Here is a 26492-nt window from a genome sequence, read left to right on the forward strand (position 1 = left end):
CATAAAAATACTACAGATGCAAATTTTAGGAATAGGCTCTCGCATCAATCATGATGAATACGGAAAAGGTGTTGTGACGAATGTAACTTCAAAGCACTATTGGGTAACTTTTATGGAGAATGGATTGGAAACTATTGAATTAGATTCAGAATTTGAAATTATAGAAGCTGTTGAAGATGAAGTAGATACCATAAGTTTTTCGGAAGTCGAACAATCGTTGATTTCAATTTTAAGGCGTTGGAGTGATGCTTCATCCATAAGCCCCATTGCCGATAAATGGAAGGGTGGAAAACTCATTTTGGAACCCGCTGGTGATTTGGCCAATAAAGAAATTCCCATTGATACTTTTTTTCATAAAATCGTAATGGTACGCGACCGTATTCGTGTTATGGAGCAAAAGATAAATGCAAGTAAAACCTTGGAGGACCAAGACAAGATTGATTTGCAACAGTACATAACGCGCATCTACGGAAGTTTGACCACCTTTAATGTGTTATTCAAAAACCAGAGTGATAATTTTGTTGGGGAGCGCTCAAAATAGGTTTAGGGCAAAATTGTATTTTTGGGAATTGATAAATTTCTAAAATCAAAATAAATGCTTAAACCATTCCAATTCTTCATATTTTTTATTTCTTTCCTATTTGCAGGTTCAATTATCGCTCAAGAAAAAAGGAAGGTTTTATTGGATGCGGATACGGCTAATGAAGTTGATGATGCTTTTGCCTTGAGTATCATTTTGATGAACCCTTCTATTGATGTAATTGCGTTGAATGCTACACAATGGCAGGCTAGTCATTGGTCAACACCAAATAGCATGGAAGATAGTCATCGCCTCAATCAAACTCTTTTGGGGATTATGGGCTTAAACGTAAAGACCAATAGGGGTGGAGTAGCTAGAATGTTTGATTGGGGCGACCAAGCACAGCACTCCGCAGCAACCTACGAAATAATTAATCAAGCTAAGAATTTAGAAGGAGACGAAAAACTGAACGTCATTGCCCTTGGGGCTTTGACGAATGTAGCTTCAGCAATTTTTATCGACCCTTCAATCTCAGAAAAAATCAGACTGTTTTGGCTGGGAAGTACTTATGATTTTGAAAATGAAGTCCTTGGTAGGAATGATTTCAATTGTATGATGGACCAGTTTGCTTTGAGCCATTTACTATTTTCTAAAGTAGAAATGCATATCATTCCTGTGAGTGTTGCCTCTAAAATGACTTTTGAATATGATGAGACCCGAAAAAAATTGGAAAACCATTTTCTCGGAGACTTTCTGCTAAAAATTTGGGATGACCATATAGATTCTGGTCGAGAAAAAAGAACCATTTGGGATTTGACAATTATAAACGCTTTTCTTCACCCAGATTGGATGGAAGAAGTTGAAGTAACTACCTCAAAAGACAACGGTAGTCGCAAGGTGTACTATTACAAAGACTTTGATGCCAATAAGATGCGTGAGGATTTTTTTGCTAAAATAAAAGCGTACAAGAAACCGTAGGTCTAAACTGCCTCTTTCTTCTCACTCATATATTTCCAATACCGCTTAGGTACATGCTGTGTATGTAATTTCATATTGATTCTTGATTTGATATTGGTGCTTTTAAAGTAATTGTTCCATAAATCTTGATAGTTGTATTCCTCACTCGTAAAGGCATTACTTTTTCGAATACTATTGGTATGGATTTCTTTTAAGTCCAAAGAAACTATCTCTACCGAGTTTAAATCATAGAACAATCCGTATTTGCGTTTGACATCATAAATTAACCATTGTTGGTCGGCATAGCGAGACCTAAAATGTTTTGAAATCAAGGGTAGCACATCAAAATCAGGCTCAATATTGGCAAAATAGACATTGTCTTGTGTTAACTGAAAACGAACAAAAGCCTCCATACGATGTTTTTCACGCCCTACAGACTTCACTAATTGGCTAATTTTCAAAACCGTATCATCCGAAAAGTTGAGATGTAGCATATCTGTTGTCGAAAACATATTGCGGATGTAGCGATAGAGCAGTAGCTCAATCCCTTTGGTTTCACTAAGAAAGGCGAAATACACATTTTTGATAGCGGAATTGCTTTTCTTCTGTATGCCATTCCACACCCGTTTTGCCTTATCCATTTGAGTGAAAACAGTTTCCGTTTCAGAAAATAATCCTCTTTGGGCCGCTGAATTCTTCTGTATATCTGCAACTTGAATTTGTTCGTCAAAGGCCTTAAAAACAGTGGTTAAGAACCCATTAAAGCTACCATCGTAAATTAAAACTTTTGAATTTTTCATGTTTAGGCATTTAAAATGAAATAATATAATCTTCTTTTAACTTGACTGCGGAGCGCAACAAAATTATAACCTAGCTTTAACATAGCTCGTCTGCTGCTTTCCGTTAGCTCAATTAAACCGTTGGTAAAGGAATTGTTCTGAGTACTTTGTATACTATTCATTTGAGTTATTTTTTAGTTAAACAATGATAATTGACCACTATAATTCTTTCTAAATTTTCCTTGGGAATTTTGTAAAATCAAACTCTTAATTTGATAGGCCTGTAAATCTCTTTTTTCCCATTGATGCGAATCGCAAATGATAAAATACTTAGCTCTATTTAGGGCAACGCCAATTTTCTTTAAATGTTCCCAATTCAGTTTTCGAAATTTCCGAGCTTTGAGAATCTTGCTTACCGAGTACATTCCTAATCCCGGTACTCTCGCAAGCATTCGTTTGTCCGCTGCATTAATATCTACCGGAAAATGATTTAGATTCCGTAAAGCCCAACTCAATTTGGGATCAACATCAATATCTAGATTAGGGTGTTTGTCATTCAAAATTTCATTTATGCTAAATCCGTAGAAACGGAGTAACCAATCTGTTTGATAGAGCCTATTTTCTCTTAACATAGGCACTTGAGAGCCTATTGCTGGTAAACGACTATCTTCTGCCACTGGAACATATCCAGAATAATACACCCGCTTCATGTTGTAGTTCGTGTAATAATGATTTGCAGAGTACATAATATCCTTGTCAGATTCGCCTGTAGCGCCAATAATCATTTGCGTACTTTGTCCTGCTGGAGCATATTTTGGTGTACTTTTTAGCACTTTTTTCTCTTCCTTATATTGAATAATTTCGTTCTTCACTTTGAGCATCGGCTTGGTAAAGTCTTCATGCTTTTTGTCAGGAGCCAACAGTTTTAAACCCGAAATAGTCGGGACCTCAATATTTACAGAGAGTCTATCGGCCCATAAACCGGCTTCACGCATTAGTTCGTCACTTGCACCTGGAATAGATTTTAAATGAATGTAGCCATTGAAATTTTCTTCAATTCGTAGTTTTTTGGCAACAGCTACCAAACGTTCCATGGTGAAATCAGGATTTTTGAAAATTCCTGAACTCAAGAAAAGCCCTTCTATATAGTTTCTGCGATAGAAATTAATGGTCAGATCAACAACCTCTTGAATTTTAAAAGCAGCGCGTTTGATATCATTGCTTTTACGTGTAACACAATAGGCACAATCAAAAATGCAGTGATTGGTCAAGAGTATCTTTAATAAGGAAACACAGCGCCCATCTTCGGTATAACTATGGCAAATGCCCATCCCTGAACTATCACCCAAACCTTTATTGGTATTGGTGCGTTTGCTTCCACTACTTGAGCATGATACGTCATACTTTGCAGCGTCTGCTAGTATATTTAATTTCTCTTTAATACGTTCGAAGGACATGTAAAATATGTAATTATTCCAAAAATATGGAAATAATCCTAATTATGGAAATATTCCATAAATATTTTTGGAAATATTCCAAATTGACTATATTTGAGAGTCCTAAAAGAACAAATTTTCGCCTAACTAAATTTTTAAGTTCCTGATAAATAGGAACTTATATTTTGTTGATTAAACCAGTACACCATATGGAAAATGAACTTACATTAAAACGTTTTATAGAAATTAGAAGAGATTTAGGCTATACTCAAGCTGAATTCGCTAAACTTTTAGGGATATCTAGTACAACAGCGGATATTGAAAGGGGCCGCACAAAACTCTCTGGAAAAGTAGTCGCAGAGCTATTAAAGCAGTTCAAGATTAATCCACTGTGGTTATTTGGTGAAAGTGAGAACAAGAACTTGGCCACGACTAATACAAGTGTTATTCCAAAAGTGGTTACGGTGGATTCTTCGGATCAAGAAAATATGGTTTTGGTAAACGCCAAAGCGGCTGCAGGATATCCACAAAATATTCAAGATACATCATGGTATAAAGAATTGCCTGCCTTTGACTTGCCTTTGCCCGAATTTAGAAATTCTACATATCGTGGTTTTCAAGTAGAAGGTGATAGTATGCTTCCAAATTTAAAACCAGGGGAGTGGGTACTGGCAAAGGCGATTGATAATATAGATGAAGTCAATCCGAATAAAATGTATGTTGTGGTTTTGGAGGATGCTGTTCTTGTTAAAAAGGTCATCCGTAAACCAAATTCAAATAATGTGACTTTGGTTTCTTTGAATGAGACCTATCCGCCTTATGAAATCAAACCTTTTCAGATTCAGGAAATCTGGCAGGTAAATAGTAAAATTACCTTTGGTGTTGATGCTACTACCGAAACCGGACTTCTAAAACAACTGCAAGAATCGATGGAAGAACTAAAAAGCCAGTTTAACAAACAGCAGGCAAGTTAGTTTAGACGAAGATTGTAGAGTCCACTTTTTCGCATTTCAAATCCTAAGCTTTTATATAGGGCTATTGCGGGACCTCTATGATGTCCGGTGAATAAGAGAATCTCATCTAACCCCATTTTTTTACCTTCTTCCAGAAGTCTTTCCATTAGTTTTCTACCAATGCCTTTTCCTCGTTGCGATGCATCTACAACCACATCATCTACCATTCCGCGATAACCAGAGATTACTTTGTATATTGAAAGTAGGGCAGTTCCAACAATGCTGTTATCCATCTTACAAATAATTACTAGAACATTGTTATCTGGTTGAAGGATTTCCTTTAAAGGTCTTTGGGCATTATGGGGATTTAACTGGCGATATAAATCCGCAACTTCACTTTGTATATCAGTGGTTATATCTGATGCCTTTAAAACTTCGATTTCCATTTAAAGTATTTTCTTTAAAGTTAGGAAAGTAGAACTGATTTAACACTTTTTCGAATTATCGTATATTTAGAAAAAATAGGCAATCAAACCATGAAGAAAACTTTTATCGCAATTGTTTTAAGTCTATTTAGCCTTTCCTTCTACGCACAAATCACACAAGATACTTTATTGGTTGGCTATACAACTGCCCCGCCATTTATAGTTCAGGAAGGAGAATTGTTGGAAGGTATCAACATTTGGCTATGGGAACGAACAGCGGCAGATTTGAACCTAAACTACAAGCTGGTTCCTATGGGTTTTCGCGAGATGTTGGATGCTTTGAAAAGTGGGGAAATAGATGTAAGTATCAATCCACTAACTGTGACTAGCGAGCGAAGTAAAGTTTTTGAATTCACCAATTCATATTATGCCGCTCACTCTACAATTGCTATTTCCGAAGCGACCACATTTGAGAAGTTGACAGGTTTTCTAAAGAATTTTTTTAATCAGGATTTTTTGAAGGGATTGGCCGTGCTCTTGTTCATTATTTTTTGGTTCGGATTACTAGGATGGTACTTTGAACGCAAACAAAACCCAGAACATTTTCGCAACAGCGGAAGCGGTATTTGGGATGGAATGTGGTGGTCTGCAGTTACCTTGACCACTGTAGGGTATGGGGATAAGGCTCCAAAAACAAAAATGGGAAAGATTACAGCTTTGGTCTTAATGTTTGGAGGATTGTTATTTATTTCGGGTTTAACGGCAAGCATAGCTTCGAGTTTAACAGTAAATCAATTGAGTAGTAGTCCGGAAGGTTTCATGGCTTTTAAGGAACGGAAAGTTGGTACCATAGATAATTCTGGAGCAATGGAATATCTGCACAAACACTTCTTCAAGGATATCAATGGATATTCGGGCGTCGTAGCTGGACTAAAAGATTTAAAGGATGGGAAGATTAATGCCTTTATGTATGATGAACCTATCTTGAAATATAGAATTCAAGAGGATAAAGAATTGATGAACCTGCAAGTACTTCCAGTGAAGTTTGATGTACAATTCTATGCCTTCGGAATATCTACTAAACGAGCAGAAATCGAAAAAGAAGTTTCGCAACAAATATTATCAATTACTGAAACACAAGAGTGGGAGGTGGTACTCAATGAATTTGGCTTAAAAGATATTTAGCCTTTCCGTCTTTCCAGCAAGACCATCATCATCAATCCAAGAATGATAATGTCGTCATCCAAACCATCTAGTTTTTTGATTTCGCTCACCTTGAAACGACGACCAACCAAAGACTTCTCTTTAGATAATCGCACTACAGTTTCATTTCTACTATTGATGACGATATAAGCAGGATTTAGAAAAAGGCCGGTGAATAAATTAAGTATCGGAATTTGTCCGACCAGTCCGTCAAGTACTTTTACCCAAGCATTTTCCTCGCGGATCGTAAATTTCAATTGTTGGTTTTTGTCAAAGATTTCGTAATGTGCTTTCCAAAGAGAAGCCCAGCCTTTTCGCCCAATTTTCCCTAGTTCTTTACCTTCCGGGTCGGAAAAAGAATAACAGGCGGAAAAATCAATCCATCTATCCGCTTTGATTTTATATAAAACTTTGGTTTTGTTTTCGTTTTCAAAAACACTTACATCTTCTTTGAACTTGAAAAGTTTTTGCTTGACGTAAGCAACAGTCTTTTGGTGTGCATCAACCGCCGTAAAATCATTTGACAGTGTTCCAATGTTGAAAGTAAAATCTAGGGGAAATTGAAATTCTTGCATTTTATTGTTTATGAGTAGGATATACTACATAACGTTTGGTGAGCATATTATTGTAAGGCAATTCACTTTAGTTGTATGCTTTAACAACTCCCATATCCATGGTTATAGACCCTATTCTGTGTGTTGCTGGTAGTGCTACTCCGCTTTCCATAATTTTCCAATCATCCCAGCTAGCTTCCAGTCCACCAATAGGAATTACTTTCACCCACATTTGATAACTTTGGGGAAAACCGTTAGGGAGTAATTTCCAGAGATAGGTGTCTCCAGGCGTGGTTCCTCCCGAGGAATATTTTACAAGTAAGGCTTCTGAGCTATCCGCTAAGGTAACAATACTCCGTTCAGTTCCCTTGTCCAGTACCTTAAATGGAGCAACGAGCCAAAAGGAATCATTATTGAAGTAATTGACGGCAGTTGTTACGAGGTCGGTTTTCGAATCATCAATTACGACAGCACCATTCTCTAAAACCTCGCTTTTTGACGGATTGTTTAAATTCAAATTTACTTCGTAATTATCCCATCTTACTTGAACTTTTCCGTTTTCTTTGTCCCAGTGATAACGATGTGTACCATCTAAGAACGACCATTCTATATGCCTCGTATTCTTATAGGCTTCATTATTAACGGCTTTCAGCATTTTTTCAGCTAAGGCATCAGCCGCTGGCCCTGATTTCCCTTCCGGAATAGGTTCGTTGTAAATTGCAAATAAAATTCCAAAACCAATGAGCCCCATTAGAAGTAGTACTCCAACTATTCTAAGAAGAATTTTCAGGAATTTTTTCATAGTATCATTTTTCTACAGCAATTAAGGTTTAATAGCCCACGGCCGTATCATCGCCTCTTTTATCAGCTCCGCCTTCTAATTTTCCATTAGGTAAAACACGAATGGCATCAACTTTTCCAATAATTGGGGTTCTTTCTTCATTAACGATATATCCTTTCTTGGAAAGTGTTTCTTTTAACTCTGCCGAAAATCCTTCAGGTTCGAAAATCACCATATCTGGTAGCCACTGGTGATGAAAACGTGGGGCATTCACGGCATCTTGCATGCTCATATTAAACTCATATCCATTTAGGATAGTTTGCGCTACCGCTGTTATAATAGTAGATCCGCCGGGTGTACCTACGACCATCCATAGTTTACCATCCTTTTCAACAATGGTTGGAGTCATGCTGCTTAACATTCTTTTCTCTGGGGCAATGCTATTCGCTTGTGCACCGATTAGTCCAAACATATTTGGAACGCCAGGCTTGGCACTAAAATCATCCATCTCATTATTCAGAAAAAATCCTAACTCGTCTGAATACAACTTAGAACCATAGGCTCCATTCAAAGTGGTTGTAACAGAAACTGCATTTCCTTCATCATCAACAATGGAGTAGTGGGTGGTTTCCATGCTTTCCACTATTTCAACATTGCCACGCTCTACCTCTGAGGACTTCGTAGCTTTATCCCATGAGAAATTGGCCATACGCTCTGTTAGATACCCGTCACTTAAAAGTACATCCAATGGAATATCAACAAAATCAGGATCCCCCAAATAATAGTTCCGATCCGCATAGGCTCGCCGAGAAGCCTCTGTGAATAATTGAACGGTTTTAGCAGAATTATGTCCGTAGGAAGCGACATCATGAGACTCCATCATTTTGAAAATTTGATTGATGGTAACGCCTCCGCTACTTGGCGGACTCATAGAAACAATGCGCAAATCTTTGTAGTTGAAAATGACAGGTTGACGCCATTTGGCTTCATATTTGGCTAGATCTTCTTCAGTAACGAATCCTCCATTTTCTTGAATGAATGTAGCTAATTTCTTGGCTACTTCACCTTTATAGAATCCGTCACGGCCATTTTTGGCAATACTCCGCATGGTCTTGGCAAGGGCTGGATATTTAATCATGTCACCCGCTTTGAATTCGGTTGCAAAGAAGGTGCTATCACCATTTATTTCAATGAATTTATCGCGTTGACTTGACAATCTTTTCTCCTGGTTTTCGGTTACAACGATGCCGTTTTCCGCTAGGGCGATTACTGGTTCAAAGATTTCCTCTAAGGATAACTTTCCAAATTTTTTATGGACTTCAATGATTCCGGCAACCGTACCGGGAACTCCAACCGCAGTAGCTCCTTGAGTACTCATTCCGGGAATCACATTCCCAAGGGAGTCTAAATACATGTCTTTATGGCCTGATAATGGCGCTTTTTCTCGGTAGTCTAATCCGCCAACATCGCCATCTGCTTTGCGATAGACCATAAAGCCACCGCCGCCTAAATTTCCTGCGAATGGATAGGCGACTACCAATGCCATTTCTGTGGCAACCATTGCGTCAAAGGCATTCCCGCCCTTTTTCATAATTTCTACTCCAATTTTTGAGGCCTCTTCCCGAGCTGATACCACCATTGCTTTTTCAGTCACTAATCCGGTTGGCGCAGCAGGTTGTTTTCTACAATTAATAAATAGAAGAATTGCGAATAGGGGGACAATAATTTTTTTCATTGATATCGTTTGTTTTACGTTGTATTAAATATCTTTACTAGGTCAAAGTGAACTAAATTTTTGCTTTGAATAGGCAGTCAATTCTTCAAAAAAAGAGGTGAATTCATTTTCAAATTTTTCATAATGCTCTTCTAAGTCAAGAATAGCAAAGTTCATTTTTGATTTGTTTTTGGTTCTACGGTTCATTCCATTTAGAACTTTCCCAATTCCTTCCATTTTGGCATAGTTTAGAATCCAATTGTCAGCAATCATATAGGGCATCATGCGATGCACCCCAGCAGGGAGAATTTCATAGTTGTCTTCTAATAAATCATAGAAATTATCCACAAAAATATCCAAAGGGGTATCTGAATATGACTTCCAATTTTTTGCCAAATAGTGGTCGTAAAAGATATCTACAATGATACCGCTATAATGACTGTAATTTTTATGCAAACGTTTGGTGCTTTTCCGCACCGTGGGATGCGCGTCGGTGAATGAATCTATGTGTCGGTGCAATTTAATTCCCTTTTGTACCCGTTCAGGCAAATGCTTGAATTTATTTCCTCGAATGCTATCAGCAATAAAATTCCCAATGGTAATTTCATCATCTTCGAAGGATAAATAAATATGTGCCAAAAAGTTCATAAATAGTGATGAAAAGTCTTAACCCCGAATTTACAAAGAAGCATAATAGGTTTAAAGTTGATACGTTTATATTTGCAAAAACTTTTTAAGACTTATGACATTAATAAAATCTATTTCAGGAATACGAGGAACGATTGGTGGCGCGCCAGGAGAAAATTTAACACCAATTGATGCTGTTAAATTTGCAGCTGCATATGGAGTTTGGTTAATAGGCTATTCCAAAAAAGAGAAACTAAAAGTTGTTATAGGTCGTGATGCCCGATTATCAGGCGCGATGATTCAAAACTTGGTAGTCAATACACTAATAGGACTTGGAATAGATGTCATAGACTTGGATCTCTCAACAACACCAACGGTTGAAATCGCCGTTCCTTTAGAGAAGGCTGATGGGGGAATTATTTTGACTGCAAGTCATAATCCAAAACAATGGAACGCCCTAAAGTTGTTGAATGAAAAAGGAGAGTTTTTGAATGCAGCCGAAGGAGCGTTGATATTAGAGATCGCCGAAAAGGATGATTTCAACTTTGCTGAAGTAGATGACTTAGGCAGTGTTACCAAAAATGACGCCTATATTGATATTCATATTGATGAAGTATTGAATTTGTCTCTAGTGGATGCGGATACCATTCGAAAGGCAAAATTCAAAGTGGTTGTAGACGGAGTGAACTCTACTGGAGGTATCGCTATTCCCGCACTCTTGGAACAATTAGGAGTAGAAGTCATCAAATTGTATTGCGAACCAACAGGACACTTTCCGCATAACCCTGAGCCATTGAAAGAACACCTCGGCGATATTTGCGATTTGGTGCTCAAAGAAAAAGCAGATTTCGGAATTGTTGTAGATCCTGATGTTGACCGCTTGGCATTTATCAGCAATGACGGAGAAATGTTCGGAGAAGAGTACACTTTAGTTGCCTGTGCAGATTATGTATTAGGTAAAACAAAAGGAAATACGGTTTCTAATCTATCTTCTTCAAGAGCGTTACGTGATATTTCAGAAAAGCATGGAGGAACATATGAAGCCGCGGCAGTAGGTGAGGTGAATGTGGTTACCAAGATGAAAGCCAATAATGCTGTGATTGGTGGAGAAGGAAACGGTGGTATTATCTATCCTGAAAGCCATTACGGACGTGATTCTCTGGTTGGTACAGCTTTGTTTTTGATGTTGATGGCCGAAAAGGGAGGAACTGTAGCCGAACTTCGCGCGAGTTATCCGTCTTATTTTATGAGCAAAAAGAAAATTCAATTAACTCCAGAATTGGATGTCGATGGAATTCTAAAAGCCATGGCAGGGAAATACCAGAACGAAGACATTTCAACTATTGATGGTGTGAAAATCGACTTTCCTGAAAACTGGGTGCACCTCCGTAAATCAAATACAGAACCTATTATTCGAATTTATACGGAAGCAAAAAGTCAATCGGAAGCTGACGAACTTGCAGATAGAATTATTGGGGAAATCAAAGAAGTTGCTGGAATTTAATTTTTGGAGTAATGAGCCAATATTATTGAAACTCTGACGGAACCTTATCACGATGTTTCCATCGCTTATGACTCCATAAGTAGTGTTCTGGTTTTTCATAAATCTGTTGCTCGGCTAGGTCAAGAAATTTTTTCGTTATTTCATTGGGTTCGGTATTCTTGCCCGAAAAGGTGATTGGAATGAACTCCGCCTCATAATAACCCCGCTTAACTTTTGATACTTTAAGAAAAACGACAGCCAAATCTAATTTTCGGGCAAGTACTTCCGTGCCGTTGTAAATAGGCACCGTTATGCCCATGAACTTATCCCAATAATGCGCGTGAATGACCATAGGCGATTGGTCGCTGACCATTCCGTAGATTGCTTTAGTACCACTCTTTTGGTTCCGCATTACCGTTTTTACAGTTTCGTGCGTAGTGATTAGCGTCGTATTCCATCGCGACCTAAAATCTTTAACCAATTTGTCAAAGTATTTATTTGCAACACGTTGGTAAACTGCATAACCCTTGCTTTTGACATAAAGATTTAAACTAACATTCCATTCCCAATTTGCATAATGGGAACAGGGCACCAAAATACTCTTCTCTTTTTCAATTTCCTGAATGAGCTCTACATTTTTGATATGGTATCTCTTTTTGACATCCTCTTTTGAAAGGTTCATGGTTTTTACCATTTCTAGAAACGTATCACACATATGTTGAAAGAAATCCCTTTGAATACGTTTGATTTCTTTTTCAGGTTTTTCTGGGAAAACCAGTTTCAGGTTATCATAGACTACTTTTTTTCGATAACCAACAACGCGAAAAACCAAAAAAAACACGAAATCAGAGAAAAAGTAAAATGCGCGGTAGGGAAGTATCGAAATCAACCAAAGTGCAGGGTAAACTAAAATAAAAACGAGTAACTGCATGCAAAAAATTAATGCCACAAATATAGCTATATTTGACTCCAAACCGAATAAGATATTTTAATGGGAGGAATTGACTTAGTGACTTTAATAATAATAGGGGCGAATGTTCTTATCTCTTTTAAAGGTTTTAATGACAATGTTTTTTTTGATCGTTATAAATTTCAGGTAGCACCTATAAATTCTGGACAAAAAGAGCGGATACTTAGTTCTGGATTTTTGCATGTTGATATGACGCATTTGCTTTTCAATATGCTTACACTTTATTTCTTTGCAGATGAAGTTATTAGAGGTTTTGGCCCCAGCAAATTTCTTATTATTTATTTTGTTAGCCTTATTGCTGGTAGTTTATTAGCACTTTTCTTTCATAAAGATGAACCGTATTATAGCGCAGTGGGTGCAAGTGGGGCTGTTACCGGAATATTATATTCGGCCATTTTATTAAGACCTGGAATGGAATTATTACTCTACTTCGCTATTCCTATTCCGGCATATGTTCTTGGTATAGGATATTTGTTGTATTCTATTTATGGAATGAAAAAACGTTTGGGCAATATTGGTCATACCGCACATTTTGGTGGTGCGGTAGGAGGCTATGCCGCGACCCTGTTGTTCGATACTGATTTAATATTTACGTCTACACTCATGGTTATTCTTCTAGCCATTCCAATTATCATATTATTCGTCATGGAAAAAATGGGGAAAATATAATCCAAATTTATACCTCCAATCTTTGGAATCCCTATAGAAAGACAGGGAAATCTGCATTTCATCGAAAATATTGTAGGAAAATATACACTTTTTTTAATTTTGTCGTTCAGTTAGTCCCAAATCTAATTGTATTAACCTATTTATCCAATGAAAAAAGTCTCCCTAACGGCTCTGGCCGTATTCTTTTTTGCTGTGTCATGTAGTGATGAAACTACGATTTACAGCGATCCTCAAAGCGATGTTTTATTAGAAAGTAGTCAAGCCGTACTCGAAAGTAGTATTGTTTATGATAATGCCGGTGTGATTGATATTACAGAAGAAGCCACACTTTCTGGAAGGTCTTCAAAGAATGATGAAGACCAACTTGCCGGTGATTACCCTTTAACTTTAGTTGCGCAAGTTGCAGCACCTTCACGTAGCGGTGCAGAAAACCTAACCGCAGCCCATGTAGACTTAGTTGATGATTATGCCTATGTGGCTTATAATACTGTCGAGGACGGTTACTCTGGTGCTATTGATATTATAAATGTCAGCGACCCAACTAATCCAAGAATCACAAGCCGTATATATTATACAAATGCTGATATCAATTCTGTTAAGTATGAGAACGGATATGTTTATGCAGTGGGTGGATTCGATTCTGAGAAATCTGCGACCATTGACTTTAACTCTTTCGTAGGAAAGATTCCCGTTTCTGGTGGAAGGTTTGACCTCAGTAACATTACCTATGGTTTTCAGGAAGGATTTAATGCGACGGATGTAAAAACAACGTCCAATTCAATCTTAGTTACCAGCGGTAAAGATGGTTTCCTTAAATCATATTCAAAAAATGATTTAAGCGCTATCAACGAGGCTCCATTTGCTGATTTAAGGTCTATAGCCATCAATGGAAGTACTATTGCCGTTTTGAATGCTGCCGAAGGTGTAAGCATCTTGGATAGTAATTTCAATACTACTAAGGAAATTTCTATAAGCTCTGATTTTGGAGACTTTAGTAAACGAACAATAGACTTCTCTGGAGAGAATATTGTAGTTGCCGAGGGCTCTCGAGGAGCAGGTATTTACAATATGAGTACAGGAAATTTAATTGAATATGTTCCCATTTTAATCAACCCTGAAGGGGTGGACCCGGCTAACGTTGTAACTAATGCCGTAGCTAAAAATGAAAATGTTCTTTTGATGGCGAATGGTGGTGCAGGACTTTGTTTATCGGAAGACCAAGGCGACAATACGGACTTAGTTGGAATTATCGAACTATCTGGTTCAACAAATTTTGTTGCGTCTAAAGGCGATTACATCTTTGCAGCCTCTGGTAAATCAGGCTTGCAAATTATAAAATTGAATAGACCAAGTGACAGTCTTGAGGCAAGTTGTGCTGATATACCAGTTTATAGTGGTCAACGAAACTTGAATGTCAATGAAGGTGAAAACCTGGCGTACAGAGGTTCGAAAAGATTCAATAGTGTAAATGTAAGCGGTGAACTACTTTTGTGTGGTTCATGGACCGTAAGCAATGACACAAATATTAACGATAATGCCTCTTTCTCTATGAACGGTACTTACGTAGTTGGTAGAAATAATAAGAGAAAAGATATTAAGGTTAATGAGAATGGTATTTTTCGAGTCGAAGGTAATTTAACGATTTACGGAGACTTAGTCTTGAACGACGGCGCTACTATTGAATTCTTAGGTAGTGACTCGGTTGTTAACATTTTTGGGGAAGTAAAAAAAGCTTCAACAGCTGAAGTTATCGGTACTTTTGACGATGTTCGAAATAAATTCTAAACCAAATCTCAGATATAAACAAAAAGCCCTGATGAATATTCATCAGGGCTTTACTTTTCTATTCACTTTTGCCTAATTGAGTAGTTCAGCAACCTTATCTTCCAAAGCTGATCCTCTTAAGTTTTTTGCCACGATAATACCGTTTTCATCTAAAAGAAATGCTGCCGGAATGGCATCTACATTATATAATTGGGCAATTGGGTCGTTGAAGTATTGTACATGCGAAACATGATTCCAATTGAGACCATCATCTGCAATGGCCTTCTTCCAATCTTCTGCTCTTCTATCCAAAGAAACCCCAACAATGTTCAATCCTTTGTCATGATATTTTTTATAAACCGCAACCACATTTGGGTTTTCTCTGCGACAAGGTTTGCACCACGCTGCCCAAAAATCAACCAAAGTTACTTTACCCAACATATCTTTAAGCGCAAGCTGCTCTCCATTTACTCCTGGTGCCGTAAACTCAGGAGCTTTTACACCGACTTTAGTTGACTTTGCCTTTTCAGCTTTCTTGTTTATTGCATCGAGCTGTTCAGCAATCCTTTTTGCAGCAGCTGTTTCCTTCATTTCTGGGGTGAAGGAATCGAAAATGCCTTGTACTTCTTCAGCCTCAATAGTTCTGCTGGCAATTGCATTATCCAATAGTAAAACGGAAATCAATGCGTTTGGATTTGCCTTAATGAAATCGCTCTCAAAGGTTTTTGCCTCTTCTTGAAAGTCATTCATTTCATCACGGAGCGAAGCCAAGGCGGTCTCATTTCCACTTGCGGCCTGCATATCTTTTTGAATAGCCATGGCCTGCTTTGACATGGACCGAGCTTTTTTCATATATGCAGTGAAAAAATCGTTCTGAAGAGTGCCCTTGACCTTCGCTAAGCCCAAGCTATCTTTTTGTCCGGTTATTTCAATTTCACCGTTCTCAATTACAACCGCTCTATAACCCTGTATCTTATCTATGAAGATGTAATTCACTTCTGGAATTCCGGCCTGACCGGTGAATACAAACTTACCATCTTGTATTTCTGTAGTATCCACGTCAACAGGTTGTCTGTTTTCCCCTTGTTTTTTAAGAAAGACTTTTGTGCCATTTTCCAACTCTCCTGCCAAAGTTCCTTCAATAGTATAACCGTCAGGATTTTGATTACAAGCAACCAAGGCAATCAAAATACTAAAGGATAAAATAATTTTTTTCATGGTTTTTCTTAATTTAAAAGCAAATGTAGGTATTAATACTAGGACAAAAAAAGCCCTTCATCTAAATTGGCGAAGGGCTTACTAAAGATTTTATTTACTCCTATTAGAACTGGTAGCGTATGCCAAGTCCAACATCAAAGTCGAATCTATCATCAAAGCTACCATATCCCAAGACTCCTATTTCAGGACGAATGTCTAGAGAAATCAAGAGGGGCAAATTGTCAAAATTAAATTCTACACCCACATCTCCTGACGCCAATACAAAGAGTCCGCCATCAGGTTGTATAATAATGTTTGAATTATTAGGGTCGGGTCCTGGTTCAAATTTTGCAGTACCAGCGCCTCCTCCAAATCCATAGTACCAGTTAAAACCGCCACTGATATTTCCAACCCATTGAAAAAGAGCAACAGCCTTGAAGGCGTCATACTCACGACTATCACGATATCCAAAATCGATTTCTGCACGGGTATACCTTCCAAGTGACTTTTGGTAAGAGAATTCGGCTCCGAATCCATCACTATCTCCTAGTCGAAGACCAAAGGCGTGATTTGAAATTTCTTGTGCGCTTAATGAAGTTGAAATTAGAAAAATGGCCAGGACAAATAATTTTGTGATTTTCATAATGTTCTTTGGATTAAGTTCTAGTTTTCAATTTGGCTCTTTATATCTTTGCTCTAAACTTGAAAACTTCAATAAGTACCCAAAAATTGTTCCGTATTGGATAAAATTTTGATAAAAGAGCTGGCAAATAACCTCGAGGGAGAGCTACAGGCGGATTCCTTAAGCAAAACACTATACGCCACTGATGCCTCTGTTTATCGTAAAATTCCGCTCGCAGTTGCCTTTCCGAAAACGGTTCTGGATATTCAAAAATTAATTCAATTCGCCACTAAGAATAAAATAGGTCTAATTCCGAGAACCGCAGGAACTTCGTTAGCAGGACAGTGCGTTGGAGATGGAATTGTCGTTGATATCTCGAAACACTTTACCGAAATTCTAGCTTTGGACAAGGAAAAGAAATTGGTTACTGTTCAACCGGGAGTTATTCGAGACGAACTCAATCAAGCATTAAAACAACATGGTTTATTTTTTGGCCCTAACACATCTACCTCAAATCGATGCATGATTGGAGGAATGGTTGGAAATAATTCTTCTGGGACAACTTCAATTCAATACGGGGTAACCCGTGACAAGGTTGTAGCGATGAAAACTGTTCTGTCGGATGGGAGTGAAGTGGTATTTAAATCGCTTTCCAAGAAAGAATTCGAAGCAAAACCACACGGAAATACCTTTGAAGCTTCACTTTATAGAGATATTATTAAAGAGCTGTCTAATAAAAGTATACAAGAAGAAATACTATCTGAATTTCCTAAAGAGAGTATACACAGAAGAAATACAGGTTATGCTGTCGATGAGCTCTTAAAAACAAATGTTTTCAAGGATTTTTCCGATGATTTTAATCTATGCAAACTCCTTAGCGGAAGTGAAGGAACATTGGCTTTCACAACAGCTATTACATTGCAATTGGATGATTTGCCGCCGAAACTTTCGGCAATGGTAGTAACCCACTACAAAACCTTGGAAGATTGCTTAAGCGATGTTGCCCCAACGATGCAGCACAGTTTGCACACTTGCGAGATGATGGACAAGGTTATTTTGGACTGTACCAAAAATAACAAACAACAATTAGCAAATCGATTTTTTGTTGAAGGAAACCCTGCAGCCCTGCTTATGCTTGAGATAAAGGCGGATTCGGAAGTGGATTTGGAAAAGCGGTTGTCGAAGTTGCAAGAAACGATTAAAGATTCCGGACTAAGTTATGCTAGTCCGGTGTTATATAATGATGATATCGGTAAGGCTATTGAATTGCGAAAAGCAGGACTCGGACTTCTGGGAAACATGGTGGGTGATCGTAAAGCAGTTGCTTGCATAGAGGATACGGCTGTTGCCTTGGAGGATTTGAAGGATTTTATTGGCGAGTTTTCTGAAATCATGAAGGACTATAACCAAGAAGCCGTGTATTATGCACATGCGGGGGCCGGAGAACTGCATTTGAGGCCTATTCTTAATCTTAAAAAGAAGGAAGATGTTTCGCTTTTCAGGGCAATTACTACCGATGTTGCTAAGCTGACCAAAAAATATAAGGGTTCTTTTAGCGGAGAACACGGTGATGGAATAGTCAGGGCTGAGTTTATTCCATTGATGATTGGAGAGAAGAACTATGAATTGCTCAAACGCATTAAGAATTACTTTGACCCTCAAAACATATTAAACCCAGGAAAGATTGTTGATGCCTTTCCGATGGATGAATCCTTGCGCTATGAGATTGACCGAACAGAACCTAAAGTGGAGACGCTAATGGACTTTTCGGATAGTGAGGGCATCTTAAAAGCCGCTGAAAAGTGTAATGGGAGTGGGGACTGTCGAAAGACGGAAAAAATGGCTGGAGCTATGTGCCCAAGTTATCATGCTACGCGAGACGAAAAGCATACTACGCGTGGTAGAGCGAATGCGCTTCGGGAGTTCTTAACGACTTCTGAAGAAAAGAACAAGTTCAATCAAAAGGAATTGAAAGAGGTTTTCGATTTGTGCCTGAGTTGTAAGGCCTGCGCCAGCGAATGCCCAAGTAATGTAGATGTGGCAACTTTAAAGGCCGAGTTTCAGTTTCAGTATCAAGAAGCAAATGGCTATCCATTGCGGAGCAAGTTGTTTGCGCATAACACCAAATTAAATAAACTAGGTGCTTCAGTTTCCGGACTTACGAATGCAATCTACGATTCTAAGTTTCTTAGCGGGATTGTGAAGAAATCTGTGGGAGTTGCGAAAGCACGGAGTTTACCAAAAGTTTATAGTTTTAATTTCAATAAACACCTTCAAATAATTAAAAAAGAATATGTTAAATCAAAAAACAATTTGATTTTATATATAGATGAATTTACGAATCACCTAGATGTTGAATTAGGCAAGGATGCTATCGAAGTATTGTCTCGTTTGGGTTATGAAGTGGAGTTGTTTTATGCCGAAAGTGGACGGACTTATTTGTCAAAAGGTTTTTTGAGACAAGCAAAGAAGCTCGCGCTTGCTAACATTCCCAAGTTAAAAGAATTTACGGATAAAGGGATTCCCGTTGTGGGATTGGAACCTTCCGCGATTTTGACTTTCCGTGATGAATACAAAAGACTATCTGAAGATAAAGCAGTAATAGATGCAATTGCAAAAAATGTTTTTCTCCTAGAGGAATTCCTATCCCAGGAAATTGAAAAAGGAAATATTACACAGGATCAGTTTACCAAAGAGACTAAAACCGTTAAAATTCATGGGCATTGCCATCAAAAAGCTTTGAGTAATCAAAAGGTGACTTTTGATGTATTAAACCTTCCTGAGAACTATAAGGTTTCTATTATTAGTTCTGGTTGCTGTGGCATGGCAGGTTCTTTTGGTTATGAAAAGGAACATTATGAAGTTAGTATGCAAATAGGGGAGTTAAAGCTATTTCCATCAATACGTAAATCTAAAGAGGATGTTATCATATCTGCCAATGGAACGAGTTGCAGGCACCAAATATACGATGGAACCGAACGAGTGGCAAAGCATCCAGTTACGATTTTAAAAGAAGCCCTTGTTTAAAGGCGCCTTGCCTTCTTTTTTATTTTCACTCTCTTTTTCTCTCTCCTTTTTGGTTGTTATTGATGCAACTAGTTCGTTGATATCCATTCCCTTTAATTCCTCATCTACAAAGAAAGGCAATAGTTTGTCTTGACTATAGCGGTATATTTTCCAACGTTTGAAGGAATATTCCAAAGCGGTCAAATTCTCCACCCAATCCCCAGAATTAAGATAAGTACACCTACCTTTCTTAGTTATTATAATTTCTTTTTTAGGTTGATGTATATGTCCGCAAACAACATAATCATAATCATTTTCAATGGCGATATCGACGGCGGACTTTTCAAAGTTGCTAATGTGTTTTAAAGCGCTTTTTACACTGTTCTTTATTTTTTTCGATAGCGAGTAACGCTCTTTTCCAAGTTTGTTGAGACACCAATTGATCCATTTATTCATTACAATTAGAAAGTCGTAGCCATACCCTCCTAATTTCGCTAACCACTTGGCATTCTTGATAGAGGCATCAAAAATATCACCATGGAAGAACCATGCCTTTTTTTCATCAAGTGTAAGTGTCAATTGGTCCAATACATAAAGATTGCCCATAGAAGTACCACTAAATTTTCGAAGTATTTCATCATGGTTTCCTGTAATATAAAAGACCTCAGTGCCTTTTGAGGCCATGCTAATAATCGTTCGCAGTACCTTCATATGTGATAAGGGGAAATACCGTTTGGTGAATTGCCAAATGTCAATAATATCCCCATTTAGAATAAGTTTTTTTGGTTGTATGCTATTTAAGTAGGCTACAAGCTCATCAGCATGGCAACCGTAGGTTCCTAAATGCACGTCTGAAATTACAACTACTTCAATTTTACGTTTTTTCAAACTAGAAAGGTTTATTACAAAATTAGGCGTAGTTAAATCGAAATGTGTTCTAATGCAAATCAAGAATAGATGTTCTTTCGGTTAAATTAAGTTTAATCATGGGTGTCAAATGTTATGAAAACATTACGCCTTCCCTTGTTTTGTTTGTCAATAATTTAAGATTTACCTTTGCCAATCATTTTTAATCTAACCAATGGCGGGAAATACCTTCGGAAACCTATTTAAACTTACAACTTTTGGAGAATCTCACGGAATAGCTATTGGCGGTGTTTTAGATGGATGCCCTGCAGGTTTGGAAATTGATCTCGATGCCATTCAAAAAGAGTTGGACCGGAGAAAACCAGGGCAATCGGCAATCGTTACCCAACGGAAAGAACCCGATACTGTTGAATTCTACTCTGGAATATTTGAAGGAAAAACTACAGGAACACCAATTGGCTTCGCGATTCACAATACCAATCAAAAATCACACGACTATTCGCATATCAAAGATTCCTATCGCCCATCACATGCCGATTATGTGTATGACCAGAAATACGGATTTAGGGATTATAGGGGTGGTGGACGTAGCTCAGCCAGAGAAACGGCAAGTAGGGTAGTAGCTGGAGCAATTGCCAAACAGATGCTTGCTGGAATAAAAATAAACGCCTTTGTTTCGCAGGTGGGTGACCTGCGACTGGAAAAAAGCTATCAAGATTTGGATTTAACACTTACAGAATCTAATGATGTGCGCTGTCCAGATTCAGACATGGCAGCCCAAATGGAGACCTATATCAAGGCAGTCCGAAAAGAAGGAGACACTATCGGTGGAATTATTAGCTGCGTTATTCAAAATGTCCCTGTTGGCTTAGGAGAACCAGTTTTTGATAAGCTTCATGCGGAATTGGGAAAAGCAATGCTCTCCATAAATGCCGTAAAAGGTTTTGAGTATGGAAGTGGTTTTGAAGGAGTGAAAATGAAGGGTAGTGCCCATAACGACCAGTACAATTCTGACGGCAGCACCAAAACCAATCATAGTGGAGGCGTGCAAGGCGGTATTAGCAATGGAATGGATATTTACTTCAATGTGGCTTTCAAACCAGTGGCAACTGTAATTCAAGGTTACGAGACAATCGACAAAGAAGGCAATAAGGTGCAGACCCAAGGAAAAGGCAGACATGACCCCTGTGTAGTGCCTCGGGCAGTTCCGATTGTTGAGGCGATGGCTGCCCTTGTTTTGGCGGATTATACCTTGCTAAATAGAACAATTCAATTATAGTTTTTCTTTTCTAGAAACTTTCCTTTCAAAATAGTATCTTACTCACCTAAACTAAACTTAGGTATGATGAAACTTGCGTTGCATTGGCAGATTCTAATCGGAATGGTACTGGGAATTCTGTTTGCGTTTATTCTTTTGATGACCGGATGGGGAAAAGAAGAGATTATTTTACAAATAATACCAGCAGGAGAAACTGTGCTTCACAAGATAATGGATGGCACAGTTGTTCACGAACAAGTACTTACTGAAGAAAAAATCATCACTTCAACAAAAGCCCGTGAGTTTGTCGGTAATTGGATTGCGCCTTTTGGCACCATTTTTATCAAATTACTTAAACTAATTGCGGTCCCCCTTATTTTGGCTTCCCTAATTAAAGGAATTTCCGATTTAAAGGATATCTCCAAATTCCGAAACATTGGTCTTCGTACAATTGGTATTTACATAGGCACAACCACTGTAGCTATTATTCTGGGCCTTGTATTGGTCAATATAATCGAACCAGGAAATGGTATTTCTGAAGAAACTATTGATAAACTCACATCTACTTACGCCAGTGATGAAGGTGTCACCGCAAAATTAGAAGAAGCCACACGGCAAAAAGAAAGTGGTCCCTTAAAGTTCTTAGAAGATATGGTACCCGACAACGCAGTAGCAGCTTTAGGTAATAACCAATTGATGTTACAGGTTATATTTTTTACCATTTTCATCGGAATTTCTATGCTATTGATTGGTGAAAAAAGGGCTCGGCCCTTAAAAGATTTCTTTGATTCCCTTAATGATGTCGTTTTAAAGATGGTTGACCTTATAATGCTTACTGCACCTTATGCTGTTTTCGCACTATTGGCAAATGTAGTCGTTTCTTCTAGCGACCCTGAAATTTTATTGGCCCTGCTCAAATATGCCGGAGTAGTTGTTCTTGGACTCTTTTTAATGATTGTTTTTTACAGCATTTTGGTTTCAGTATTTGCCAAGAAGAATCCCTTTTGGTTTTTGAAACAGTTGAGTCCGGCGCAGTTGCTAGCTTTTTCAACAAGCTCAAGTGCTGCGACATTGCCGGTTACAATGGAAAGAGTAGAAGAGCATATTGGAGTCGATAAGGAAGTCTCAAGTTTTGTACTTCCTGTAGGGGCCACCGTAAATATGGACGGAACAAGTCTCTATCAGGGAATTGCTGCCGTCTTTATTGCGCAAGCTCTTAGCTTTGACCTTCCATTGACTGCTCAACTTACTATTGTTTTAACAGCACTTTTAGCCTCTATTGGAACGGCTGCCGTGCCTGGAGCGGGAATGGTAATGTTGGTAATTGTTTTGGAATCCGTAGGGTTTCCTCCAGATAAATATGCCATTGGTTTAGCTTTGATATTTGCCGTGGATAGACCTTTAGATATGCTACGAACCGTTGTAAACATTACAGGAGACGCTACTGTAGCAACCATTGTTGCAAAATCGGTGGACAAGTTACACGATAATCCCAAAGCCAAAAATTGGGATGACCATTATGATGAAGTGAAGTAGAATATTAAACTGCGATAATATGAACATCTGTTTTCTAATGTATCCGTGGGAGGATATCGACCCAGAAAATGATACAAGTCTAGCATTAATTCATGAATGTGTAAAACGTAAACATGGAGTAGCTCTATGTACTCCCGCTAATTTGACCATTCGAAATAGTGTTACCAATGCCTTTTGTACGGTAATTAATAGAATGGATAAGGTTTCCGCTAGTTTGAAATCTTTTTATAAACAGGCTTCCTTGCGGGAAGAAATGCTTCCTTTGGCTGGATTTGATGTAATTTTCATGCGTGCCAATCCACCTTTAGATCCCATTATGTTGAATTTTTTAGATTCCGTAAAGGATGATGTATTTATCATGAACTCCCTCCAGGGTATTCGAGAGGCAAATAACAAACTCTATACGGCCGCTTTTGGTGATTCTCATAGCAATATCATTCCAGCAACACATGTATCTAAAAACAAACGTCATTTAATCCGTCAGATTAAAGAGTCTAAAGCGGATAAGATGATTTTAAAACCCTTAAATGGTTTTGGTGGTTCAGGCGTTATCTTGATTGAAAAATCTGCTATGAGTAGTATTCAGTCTTTACTAGATTTTTATATAACTAACTCTGATGGAACCTCTAACTATGTTATACTTCAAGAATACATTGAAGGTGCAGACCAAGGTGATGTACGAATTCTAATCTTAAATGGGGAGCCTATTGGAGCCATGAAGCGGGTACCTGGAACAGATGACCATCGTTCGAATGTTTCCGCAGGTGGTTCTGTTCAAAAACATTCCATGACCAAAGAGGAGAAAGCGCTTTGCAAGCAAATAGGTCCGAAACTTGTCAAAGACGGACTCTACTTTGTAGGGATTGATGTGATTGGCGGAAAACTTGTTGAGGTGAACGTGATGTCTCCTGGCGGAATAACCTACATGAACAAGGTGTATAAAACTAAGATTCAATCTAAGGTGATTGATTTTGTTGAAAGTAAAGTAATTGACCAATTACAAGCCTTCGATAGACGCTCAAGGCTTCGCAATGAAGTTGAGAATGCTTAAACTTTCTGTAGATTCCATAATTTCCAAGATCGAATCTGAAATTCCTTTTGAAGCGGTTTCAGAAGACTACTCTTTTACCTTAAAAATAAAAGAATACGCCCCATATATTTGTGGAGCAGTTCATGACGGACATCAATTTCGAAAATCGCTTTGGGAAAATTGTTTGCATACGGAATATGACCGTTGGTATGAAGAAGATCCTTGTACCAAGGAAATGATACAGTCACATCCGATTGTTATTGCCGGTTGTGACAGTCGCTTTGAATATGATTTAAACAGAGCTCCTGATACTGCCATTTATACAGATGCTTGGGGAAAACAGTTATGGAAAAAACCCTTAGCTGAAGAAGAAAGAAGCCTTAGCTTAGAAAAACACACTAATTTTTATAAGGTTGTGCATACTCTGGTGCATCAAATTGAATCAAAATATGGAAATGCCATCGTTTTTGATATGCATAGCTACAATTGGAAACGCTGGGATAGAGAAGTACCTACATGGAACCTAGGCACCGCTAACATTGACAACAACCGCTATGGCGAATTGGCCGAATCTTGGAGTCAGAGGTTAGGGGAGATGGAGCTTCCCAACGGAATCAAATCAACCTCAAAAATCAATGATACGTTCCAAGGGAATGGCTATTTCCTCAAATACATTACTCAAAACTTTGAGAATACTTTGGTTTTGGCAACGGAGATTGCCAAAGTGTACTGCGATGAGTATGAAGGTATACTTTATCCGGAAGTCGTTCGTTCTGTGGAAGAACAATTGAAAGAATCGATACCTTTGCAGTTGAAGGAATTTCAGGAACGAATATGATTCAATCCCCAAAGCTTAACGAATTACAGCGCGAATACGCCGATATCTTCGAAATCGATGCCAATTTAGATCGCTTGGTAAAGAAAATCGAACTATTAAGTTATGTGAACCCTCTGAACATTGAAAAGGAGAAGCATCAGTTTTTTGCTTCTAAATATTCGGTTGATCCTGAATTTCGGTATCCTAAGTTAAAGTTTAGTCCGTATAAACTCCATCGGATGTTCTTTTCACAACGTTTGGAGCGAATAGAAGATGAACAGATTCGTACGATGTACAAGGAAATCATCTACTACTATTCGAACATGGTACAATGTATCGAAACAATAGGGCAGAAGAAGAAGTTCCATTACAATTCACTTCGTGTCTACGGTTCGCCAACAGAAAAAGATGTTGAAAATGCCCGATTTATATTGCATTATGCTGACGAACCTGTTTCAGGAGAAATGGAAAAGATTTTCACCGCTGAAGAGGCTAAGGCCTATTTTGAGGATTTTGCAGAACAATATGATTTTCCGTTAAACATCAAATTTTCAACTCATATTGCTGCAGAAGCCATGGTAAGTAACGCTTCACAGTCGTTATTAATCAAACGAAACGTCAAATTCAGTAAAAATCAGTTGCACACTTTGGCCAATCATGAGATTGGCGTGCATCTAGTAACCACTTATAACGGACAACAACAGCCGCTAAAGATTTTCTCTAACGGATTTCCTAAAAACGTAGAAACACAAGAAGGACTTGCTGTTTTTAGTGAGTACATGAGTGGGGCACTGACTTTAAAGCGTCTAAAGGAACTGGCCTATCGCGTTTTAGCATCTGATAGTTTAATTAAGGGGTATACCTTTTCGGATACCTTCGATTTGATTCACGGTCAATACAAACTTAATCGTGATGATGCATTTACAATTACACTTCGTGCGCATAGAGGAGGGGGCTTTACTAAAGACCGTCTGTATTTAAGTGGTTTGAAAAAAATATATAAACGTTATCTACAAGAAGAATCGATGGAACCCTTATTATCGGGTAAAGTATCTTTAGATTATGAACAGCCCATTCAAAAGCTTCATAAATTAGGACTAGCCGAGAAAAATCAATTTACAAACTTGGCTTACCTTCAAAATCTTAATATGAATAAGACCTTGGACTTTATATTAAATAACTTGAAGTAATACCTAGGGTCACTTCGAGTGATTTTTAACGAGTGTAGCGTGGTTAAAAATTGTATCGAGAAGTTTTCATGGTGAAGTAGTTATAATTTGAATCTGTAGGGTTCTCGATACATTTTCTTTTTCGTGCCTCAAAA

Annotated in this window: 24 protein-coding genes; 13 read left to right on the forward strand and 11 right to left on the reverse strand. The window is 38.1% G+C overall.

Annotated features, from left to right (window positions below; all coding sequences use genetic code 11):
• Positions 1 to 16 precede the first annotated feature (16 nt).
• Positions 17 to 541 carry a hypothetical protein gene (locus FEE95_RS12055; RefSeq protein WP_138658195.1) on the forward strand — a complete coding sequence of 175 codons (525 nt, stop codon included), beginning with the start codon at positions 17 to 19 and terminating at the stop codon, positions 539 to 541.
• Positions 542 to 595: 54 nt separating this feature from the next.
• Positions 596 to 1498: a nucleoside hydrolase gene (locus FEE95_RS12060; protein ID WP_138658196.1), complete on the forward strand. Its 903-nt coding sequence runs from the start codon at positions 596 to 598 to the stop codon at positions 1496 to 1498.
• Between the two features lie 2 nt (positions 1499 to 1500).
• On the opposite strand, the gene FEE95_RS12065 is transcribed toward FEE95_RS12060, so the two are convergent.
• Positions 1501 to 2277, reverse strand: coding sequence for a TIGR03915 family putative DNA repair protein (locus FEE95_RS12065; protein ID WP_138658197.1), 777 nt, complete (start codon positions 2275 to 2277; stop codon positions 1501 to 1503).
• Between the two features lie 173 nt (positions 2278 to 2450).
• Complete coding sequence (locus FEE95_RS12070) at positions 2451 to 3713, reverse strand: putative DNA modification/repair radical SAM protein (protein ID WP_138658198.1); 1263 nt, start codon at positions 3711 to 3713, stop codon at positions 2451 to 2453.
• Between the two features lie 188 nt (positions 3714 to 3901).
• Here FEE95_RS12070 and FEE95_RS12075 point away from each other — a divergent pair, with 188 nt between their 5' ends.
• Complete coding sequence (locus tag FEE95_RS12075; RefSeq protein WP_138658199.1) at positions 3902 to 4666, forward strand: XRE family transcriptional regulator; 765 nt, start codon at positions 3902 to 3904, stop codon at positions 4664 to 4666.
• On the opposite strand, the gene FEE95_RS12080 is transcribed toward FEE95_RS12075, so the two are convergent.
• Entirely contained in the window at positions 4663 to 5091 is a 429-nt protein-coding gene (locus FEE95_RS12080; RefSeq protein ID WP_138658200.1) for a GNAT family N-acetyltransferase, read from the reverse strand. The two genes, FEE95_RS12075 and FEE95_RS12080, sit on opposite strands and share 4 nt — an antisense overlap.
• Positions 5092 to 5181: 90 nt before the next feature.
• On the opposite strand from FEE95_RS12080, the gene FEE95_RS12085 reads away from it, so the two are divergent.
• Entirely contained in the window at positions 5182 to 6255 is a 1074-nt protein-coding gene (locus FEE95_RS12085; protein ID WP_138658201.1) for a transporter substrate-binding domain-containing protein, read from the forward strand.
• Here FEE95_RS12085 and FEE95_RS12090 read toward each other — a convergent pair.
• From FEE95_RS12090 to FEE95_RS12105, 4 genes are all read right to left on the reverse strand, one after another.
• On the reverse strand, positions 6252 to 6848 hold the full coding sequence (locus FEE95_RS12090) for an LURP-one-related/scramblase family protein (RefSeq protein ID WP_138658202.1): 597 nt from the start codon (positions 6846 to 6848) through the stop codon (positions 6252 to 6254). The two genes, FEE95_RS12085 and FEE95_RS12090, sit on opposite strands and share 4 nt — an antisense overlap.
• A gap of 67 nt (positions 6849 to 6915) precedes the next feature.
• Complete coding sequence (locus FEE95_RS12095; protein ID WP_138658203.1) at positions 6916 to 7629, reverse strand: hypothetical protein; 714 nt, start codon at positions 7627 to 7629, stop codon at positions 6916 to 6918.
• 28 nt (positions 7630 to 7657) lie between these two features.
• The gene (gene ggt / locus FEE95_RS12100; protein WP_138658204.1) at positions 7658 to 9343 is read right to left on the reverse strand and encodes a gamma-glutamyltransferase; all 1686 of its coding nucleotides are present in this window, start codon (positions 9341 to 9343) and stop codon (positions 7658 to 7660) included.
• 42 nt (positions 9344 to 9385) lie between these two features.
• A complete protein-coding gene (locus FEE95_RS12105) occupies positions 9386 to 9970 on the reverse strand; it encodes an acyl carrier protein phosphodiesterase (protein ID WP_138658205.1) in 585 nt (194 codons plus the stop codon).
• A 94-nt stretch (positions 9971 to 10064) separates the two neighbouring features.
• Here FEE95_RS12105 and glmM point away from each other — a divergent pair, with 94 nt between their 5' ends.
• Positions 10065 to 11453 (forward strand): phosphoglucosamine mutase, encoded by a 1389-nt coding sequence (gene glmM / locus FEE95_RS12110; RefSeq protein ID WP_138658206.1) that lies wholly within the window; start codon positions 10065 to 10067, stop codon positions 11451 to 11453.
• 22 nt (positions 11454 to 11475) lie between these two features.
• Here glmM and FEE95_RS12115 read toward each other — a convergent pair whose 3' ends face one another.
• The gene (locus tag FEE95_RS12115) at positions 11476 to 12363 is read right to left on the reverse strand and encodes a lysophospholipid acyltransferase family protein (RefSeq protein ID WP_138658207.1); all 888 of its coding nucleotides are present in this window, start codon (positions 12361 to 12363) and stop codon (positions 11476 to 11478) included.
• A 60-nt stretch (positions 12364 to 12423) separates the two neighbouring features.
• On the opposite strand from FEE95_RS12115, the gene FEE95_RS12120 reads away from it, so the two are divergent.
• Both FEE95_RS12120 and FEE95_RS12125 read left to right on the forward strand, forming a co-directional pair.
• Positions 12424 to 13071 (forward strand): rhomboid family intramembrane serine protease, encoded by a 648-nt coding sequence (locus FEE95_RS12120; RefSeq protein ID WP_138658208.1) that lies wholly within the window; start codon positions 12424 to 12426, stop codon positions 13069 to 13071.
• A gap of 147 nt (positions 13072 to 13218) precedes the next feature.
• A complete protein-coding gene (locus FEE95_RS12125; RefSeq protein ID WP_138658209.1) occupies positions 13219 to 14856 on the forward strand; it encodes an LVIVD repeat-containing protein in 1638 nt (545 codons plus the stop codon).
• Positions 14857 to 14928: 72 nt separating this feature from the next.
• On the opposite strand, the gene FEE95_RS12130 is transcribed toward FEE95_RS12125, so the two are convergent.
• Both FEE95_RS12130 and FEE95_RS12135 read right to left on the reverse strand, forming a co-directional pair.
• Positions 14929 to 16053 (reverse strand): TlpA disulfide reductase family protein, encoded by a 1125-nt coding sequence (locus tag FEE95_RS12130; protein ID WP_138658210.1) that lies wholly within the window; start codon positions 16051 to 16053, stop codon positions 14929 to 14931.
• Positions 16054 to 16156: 103 nt separating this feature from the next.
• Positions 16157 to 16675 (reverse strand): hypothetical protein, encoded by a 519-nt coding sequence (locus FEE95_RS12135; RefSeq protein WP_138658211.1) that lies wholly within the window; start codon positions 16673 to 16675, stop codon positions 16157 to 16159.
• Positions 16676 to 16771: 96 nt separating this feature from the next.
• Between FEE95_RS12135 and FEE95_RS12140 the strand changes: the two genes are divergently transcribed.
• Positions 16772 to 19681, forward strand: coding sequence for an FAD-binding and (Fe-S)-binding domain-containing protein (locus tag FEE95_RS12140; protein ID WP_138658212.1), 2910 nt, complete (start codon positions 16772 to 16774; stop codon positions 19679 to 19681).
• On the opposite strand, the gene FEE95_RS12145 is transcribed toward FEE95_RS12140, so the two are convergent.
• Positions 19661 to 20548 carry a UDP-2,3-diacylglucosamine diphosphatase gene (locus FEE95_RS12145; RefSeq protein WP_138658213.1) on the reverse strand — a complete coding sequence of 296 codons (888 nt, stop codon included), beginning with the start codon at positions 20546 to 20548 and terminating at the stop codon, positions 19661 to 19663. The genes FEE95_RS12140 and FEE95_RS12145 overlap by 21 nt on opposite strands.
• Before the next feature lie 193 nt (positions 20549 to 20741).
• On the opposite strand from FEE95_RS12145, the gene aroC reads away from it, so the two are divergent.
• The 5 genes from aroC to FEE95_RS12170 all read left to right on the forward strand — a co-directional run bounded on the left by aroC (position 20742) and on the right by FEE95_RS12170 (position 26358).
• Complete coding sequence (gene aroC, locus FEE95_RS12150) at positions 20742 to 21806, forward strand: chorismate synthase (protein ID WP_138658214.1); 1065 nt, start codon at positions 20742 to 20744, stop codon at positions 21804 to 21806.
• Between the two features lie 63 nt (positions 21807 to 21869).
• Positions 21870 to 23321: a dicarboxylate/amino acid:cation symporter gene (locus FEE95_RS12155; RefSeq protein WP_138658215.1), complete on the forward strand. Its 1452-nt coding sequence runs from the start codon at positions 21870 to 21872 to the stop codon at positions 23319 to 23321.
• A gap of 19 nt (positions 23322 to 23340) precedes the next feature.
• The gene (gene gshB / locus FEE95_RS12160; protein WP_138658216.1) at positions 23341 to 24372 is read left to right on the forward strand and encodes a glutathione synthase; all 1032 of its coding nucleotides are present in this window, start codon (positions 23341 to 23343) and stop codon (positions 24370 to 24372) included.
• Positions 24365 to 25189 (forward strand): N-formylglutamate amidohydrolase, encoded by an 825-nt coding sequence (locus FEE95_RS12165; protein ID WP_138658217.1) that lies wholly within the window; start codon positions 24365 to 24367, stop codon positions 25187 to 25189. The genes gshB and FEE95_RS12165 overlap by 8 nt, the downstream gene beginning before the upstream one ends.
• Complete coding sequence (locus FEE95_RS12170; protein ID WP_138658218.1) at positions 25186 to 26358, forward strand: flavohemoglobin expression-modulating QEGLA motif protein; 1173 nt, start codon at positions 25186 to 25188, stop codon at positions 26356 to 26358. Before FEE95_RS12165 ends, FEE95_RS12170 begins: the two co-directional genes overlap by 4 nt.
• Positions 26359 to 26492: the final 134 nt, after the last annotated feature.

This window comes from Maribacter algarum (ex Zhang et al. 2020) (assembly GCF_005885635.1).
In the GTDB taxonomy this organism is placed as follows: domain Bacteria; phylum Bacteroidota; class Bacteroidia; order Flavobacteriales; family Flavobacteriaceae; genus Maribacter_C; species Maribacter_C algarum.

Coding starts and splice junctions, on each gene's coding strand:
- glmM (WP_138658206.1), top strand. CDS start 10,065: ATGACATTAATAAAATCTATTTCAGGAATACGAGGAACGATTGGTGGC.
- FEE95_RS12060 (WP_138658196.1), top strand. CDS start 596: ATGCTTAAACCATTCCAATTCTTCATATTTTTTATTTCTTTCCTATTT.
- FEE95_RS12105 (WP_138658205.1), bottom strand. CDS start 9,970: ATGAACTTTTTGGCACATATTTATTTATCCTTCGAAGATGATGAAATT.
- FEE95_RS12165 (WP_138658217.1), top strand. CDS start 24,365: ATGCTTAAACTTTCTGTAGATTCCATAATTTCCAAGATCGAATCTGAA.
- FEE95_RS12090 (WP_138658202.1), bottom strand. CDS start 6,848: ATGCAAGAATTTCAATTTCCCCTAGATTTTACTTTCAACATTGGAACA.
- FEE95_RS12115 (WP_138658207.1), bottom strand. CDS start 12,363: ATGCAGTTACTCGTTTTTATTTTAGTTTACCCTGCACTTTGGTTGATT.
- FEE95_RS12125 (WP_138658209.1), top strand. CDS start 13,219: ATGAAAAAAGTCTCCCTAACGGCTCTGGCCGTATTCTTTTTTGCTGTG.
- gshB (WP_138658216.1), top strand. CDS start 23,341: ATGAACATCTGTTTTCTAATGTATCCGTGGGAGGATATCGACCCAGAA.
- FEE95_RS12075 (WP_138658199.1), top strand. CDS start 3,902: ATGGAAAATGAACTTACATTAAAACGTTTTATAGAAATTAGAAGAGAT.
- FEE95_RS12130 (WP_138658210.1), bottom strand. CDS start 16,053: ATGAAAAAAATTATTTTATCCTTTAGTATTTTGATTGCCTTGGTTGCT.
- FEE95_RS12085 (WP_138658201.1), top strand. CDS start 5,182: ATGAAGAAAACTTTTATCGCAATTGTTTTAAGTCTATTTAGCCTTTCC.
- FEE95_RS12080 (WP_138658200.1), bottom strand. CDS start 5,091: ATGGAAATCGAAGTTTTAAAGGCATCAGATATAACCACTGATATACAA.
- FEE95_RS12155 (WP_138658215.1), top strand. CDS start 21,870: ATGATGAAACTTGCGTTGCATTGGCAGATTCTAATCGGAATGGTACTG.
- FEE95_RS12095 (WP_138658203.1), bottom strand. CDS start 7,629: ATGAAAAAATTCCTGAAAATTCTTCTTAGAATAGTTGGAGTACTACTT.
- FEE95_RS12135 (WP_138658211.1), bottom strand. CDS start 16,675: ATGAAAATCACAAAATTATTTGTCCTGGCCATTTTTCTAATTTCAACT.
- ggt (WP_138658204.1), bottom strand. CDS start 9,343: ATGAAAAAAATTATTGTCCCCCTATTCGCAATTCTTCTATTTATTAAT.
- FEE95_RS12170 (WP_138658218.1), top strand. CDS start 25,186: ATGATTCAATCCCCAAAGCTTAACGAATTACAGCGCGAATACGCCGAT.
- FEE95_RS12055 (WP_138658195.1), top strand. CDS start 17: ATGCAAATTTTAGGAATAGGCTCTCGCATCAATCATGATGAATACGGA.
- FEE95_RS12065 (WP_138658197.1), bottom strand. CDS start 2,277: ATGAAAAATTCAAAAGTTTTAATTTACGATGGTAGCTTTAATGGGTTC.
- FEE95_RS12120 (WP_138658208.1), top strand. CDS start 12,424: ATGGGAGGAATTGACTTAGTGACTTTAATAATAATAGGGGCGAATGTT.
- aroC (WP_138658214.1), top strand. CDS start 20,742: ATGGCGGGAAATACCTTCGGAAACCTATTTAAACTTACAACTTTTGGA.
- FEE95_RS12070 (WP_138658198.1), bottom strand. CDS start 3,713: ATGTCCTTCGAACGTATTAAAGAGAAATTAAATATACTAGCAGACGCT.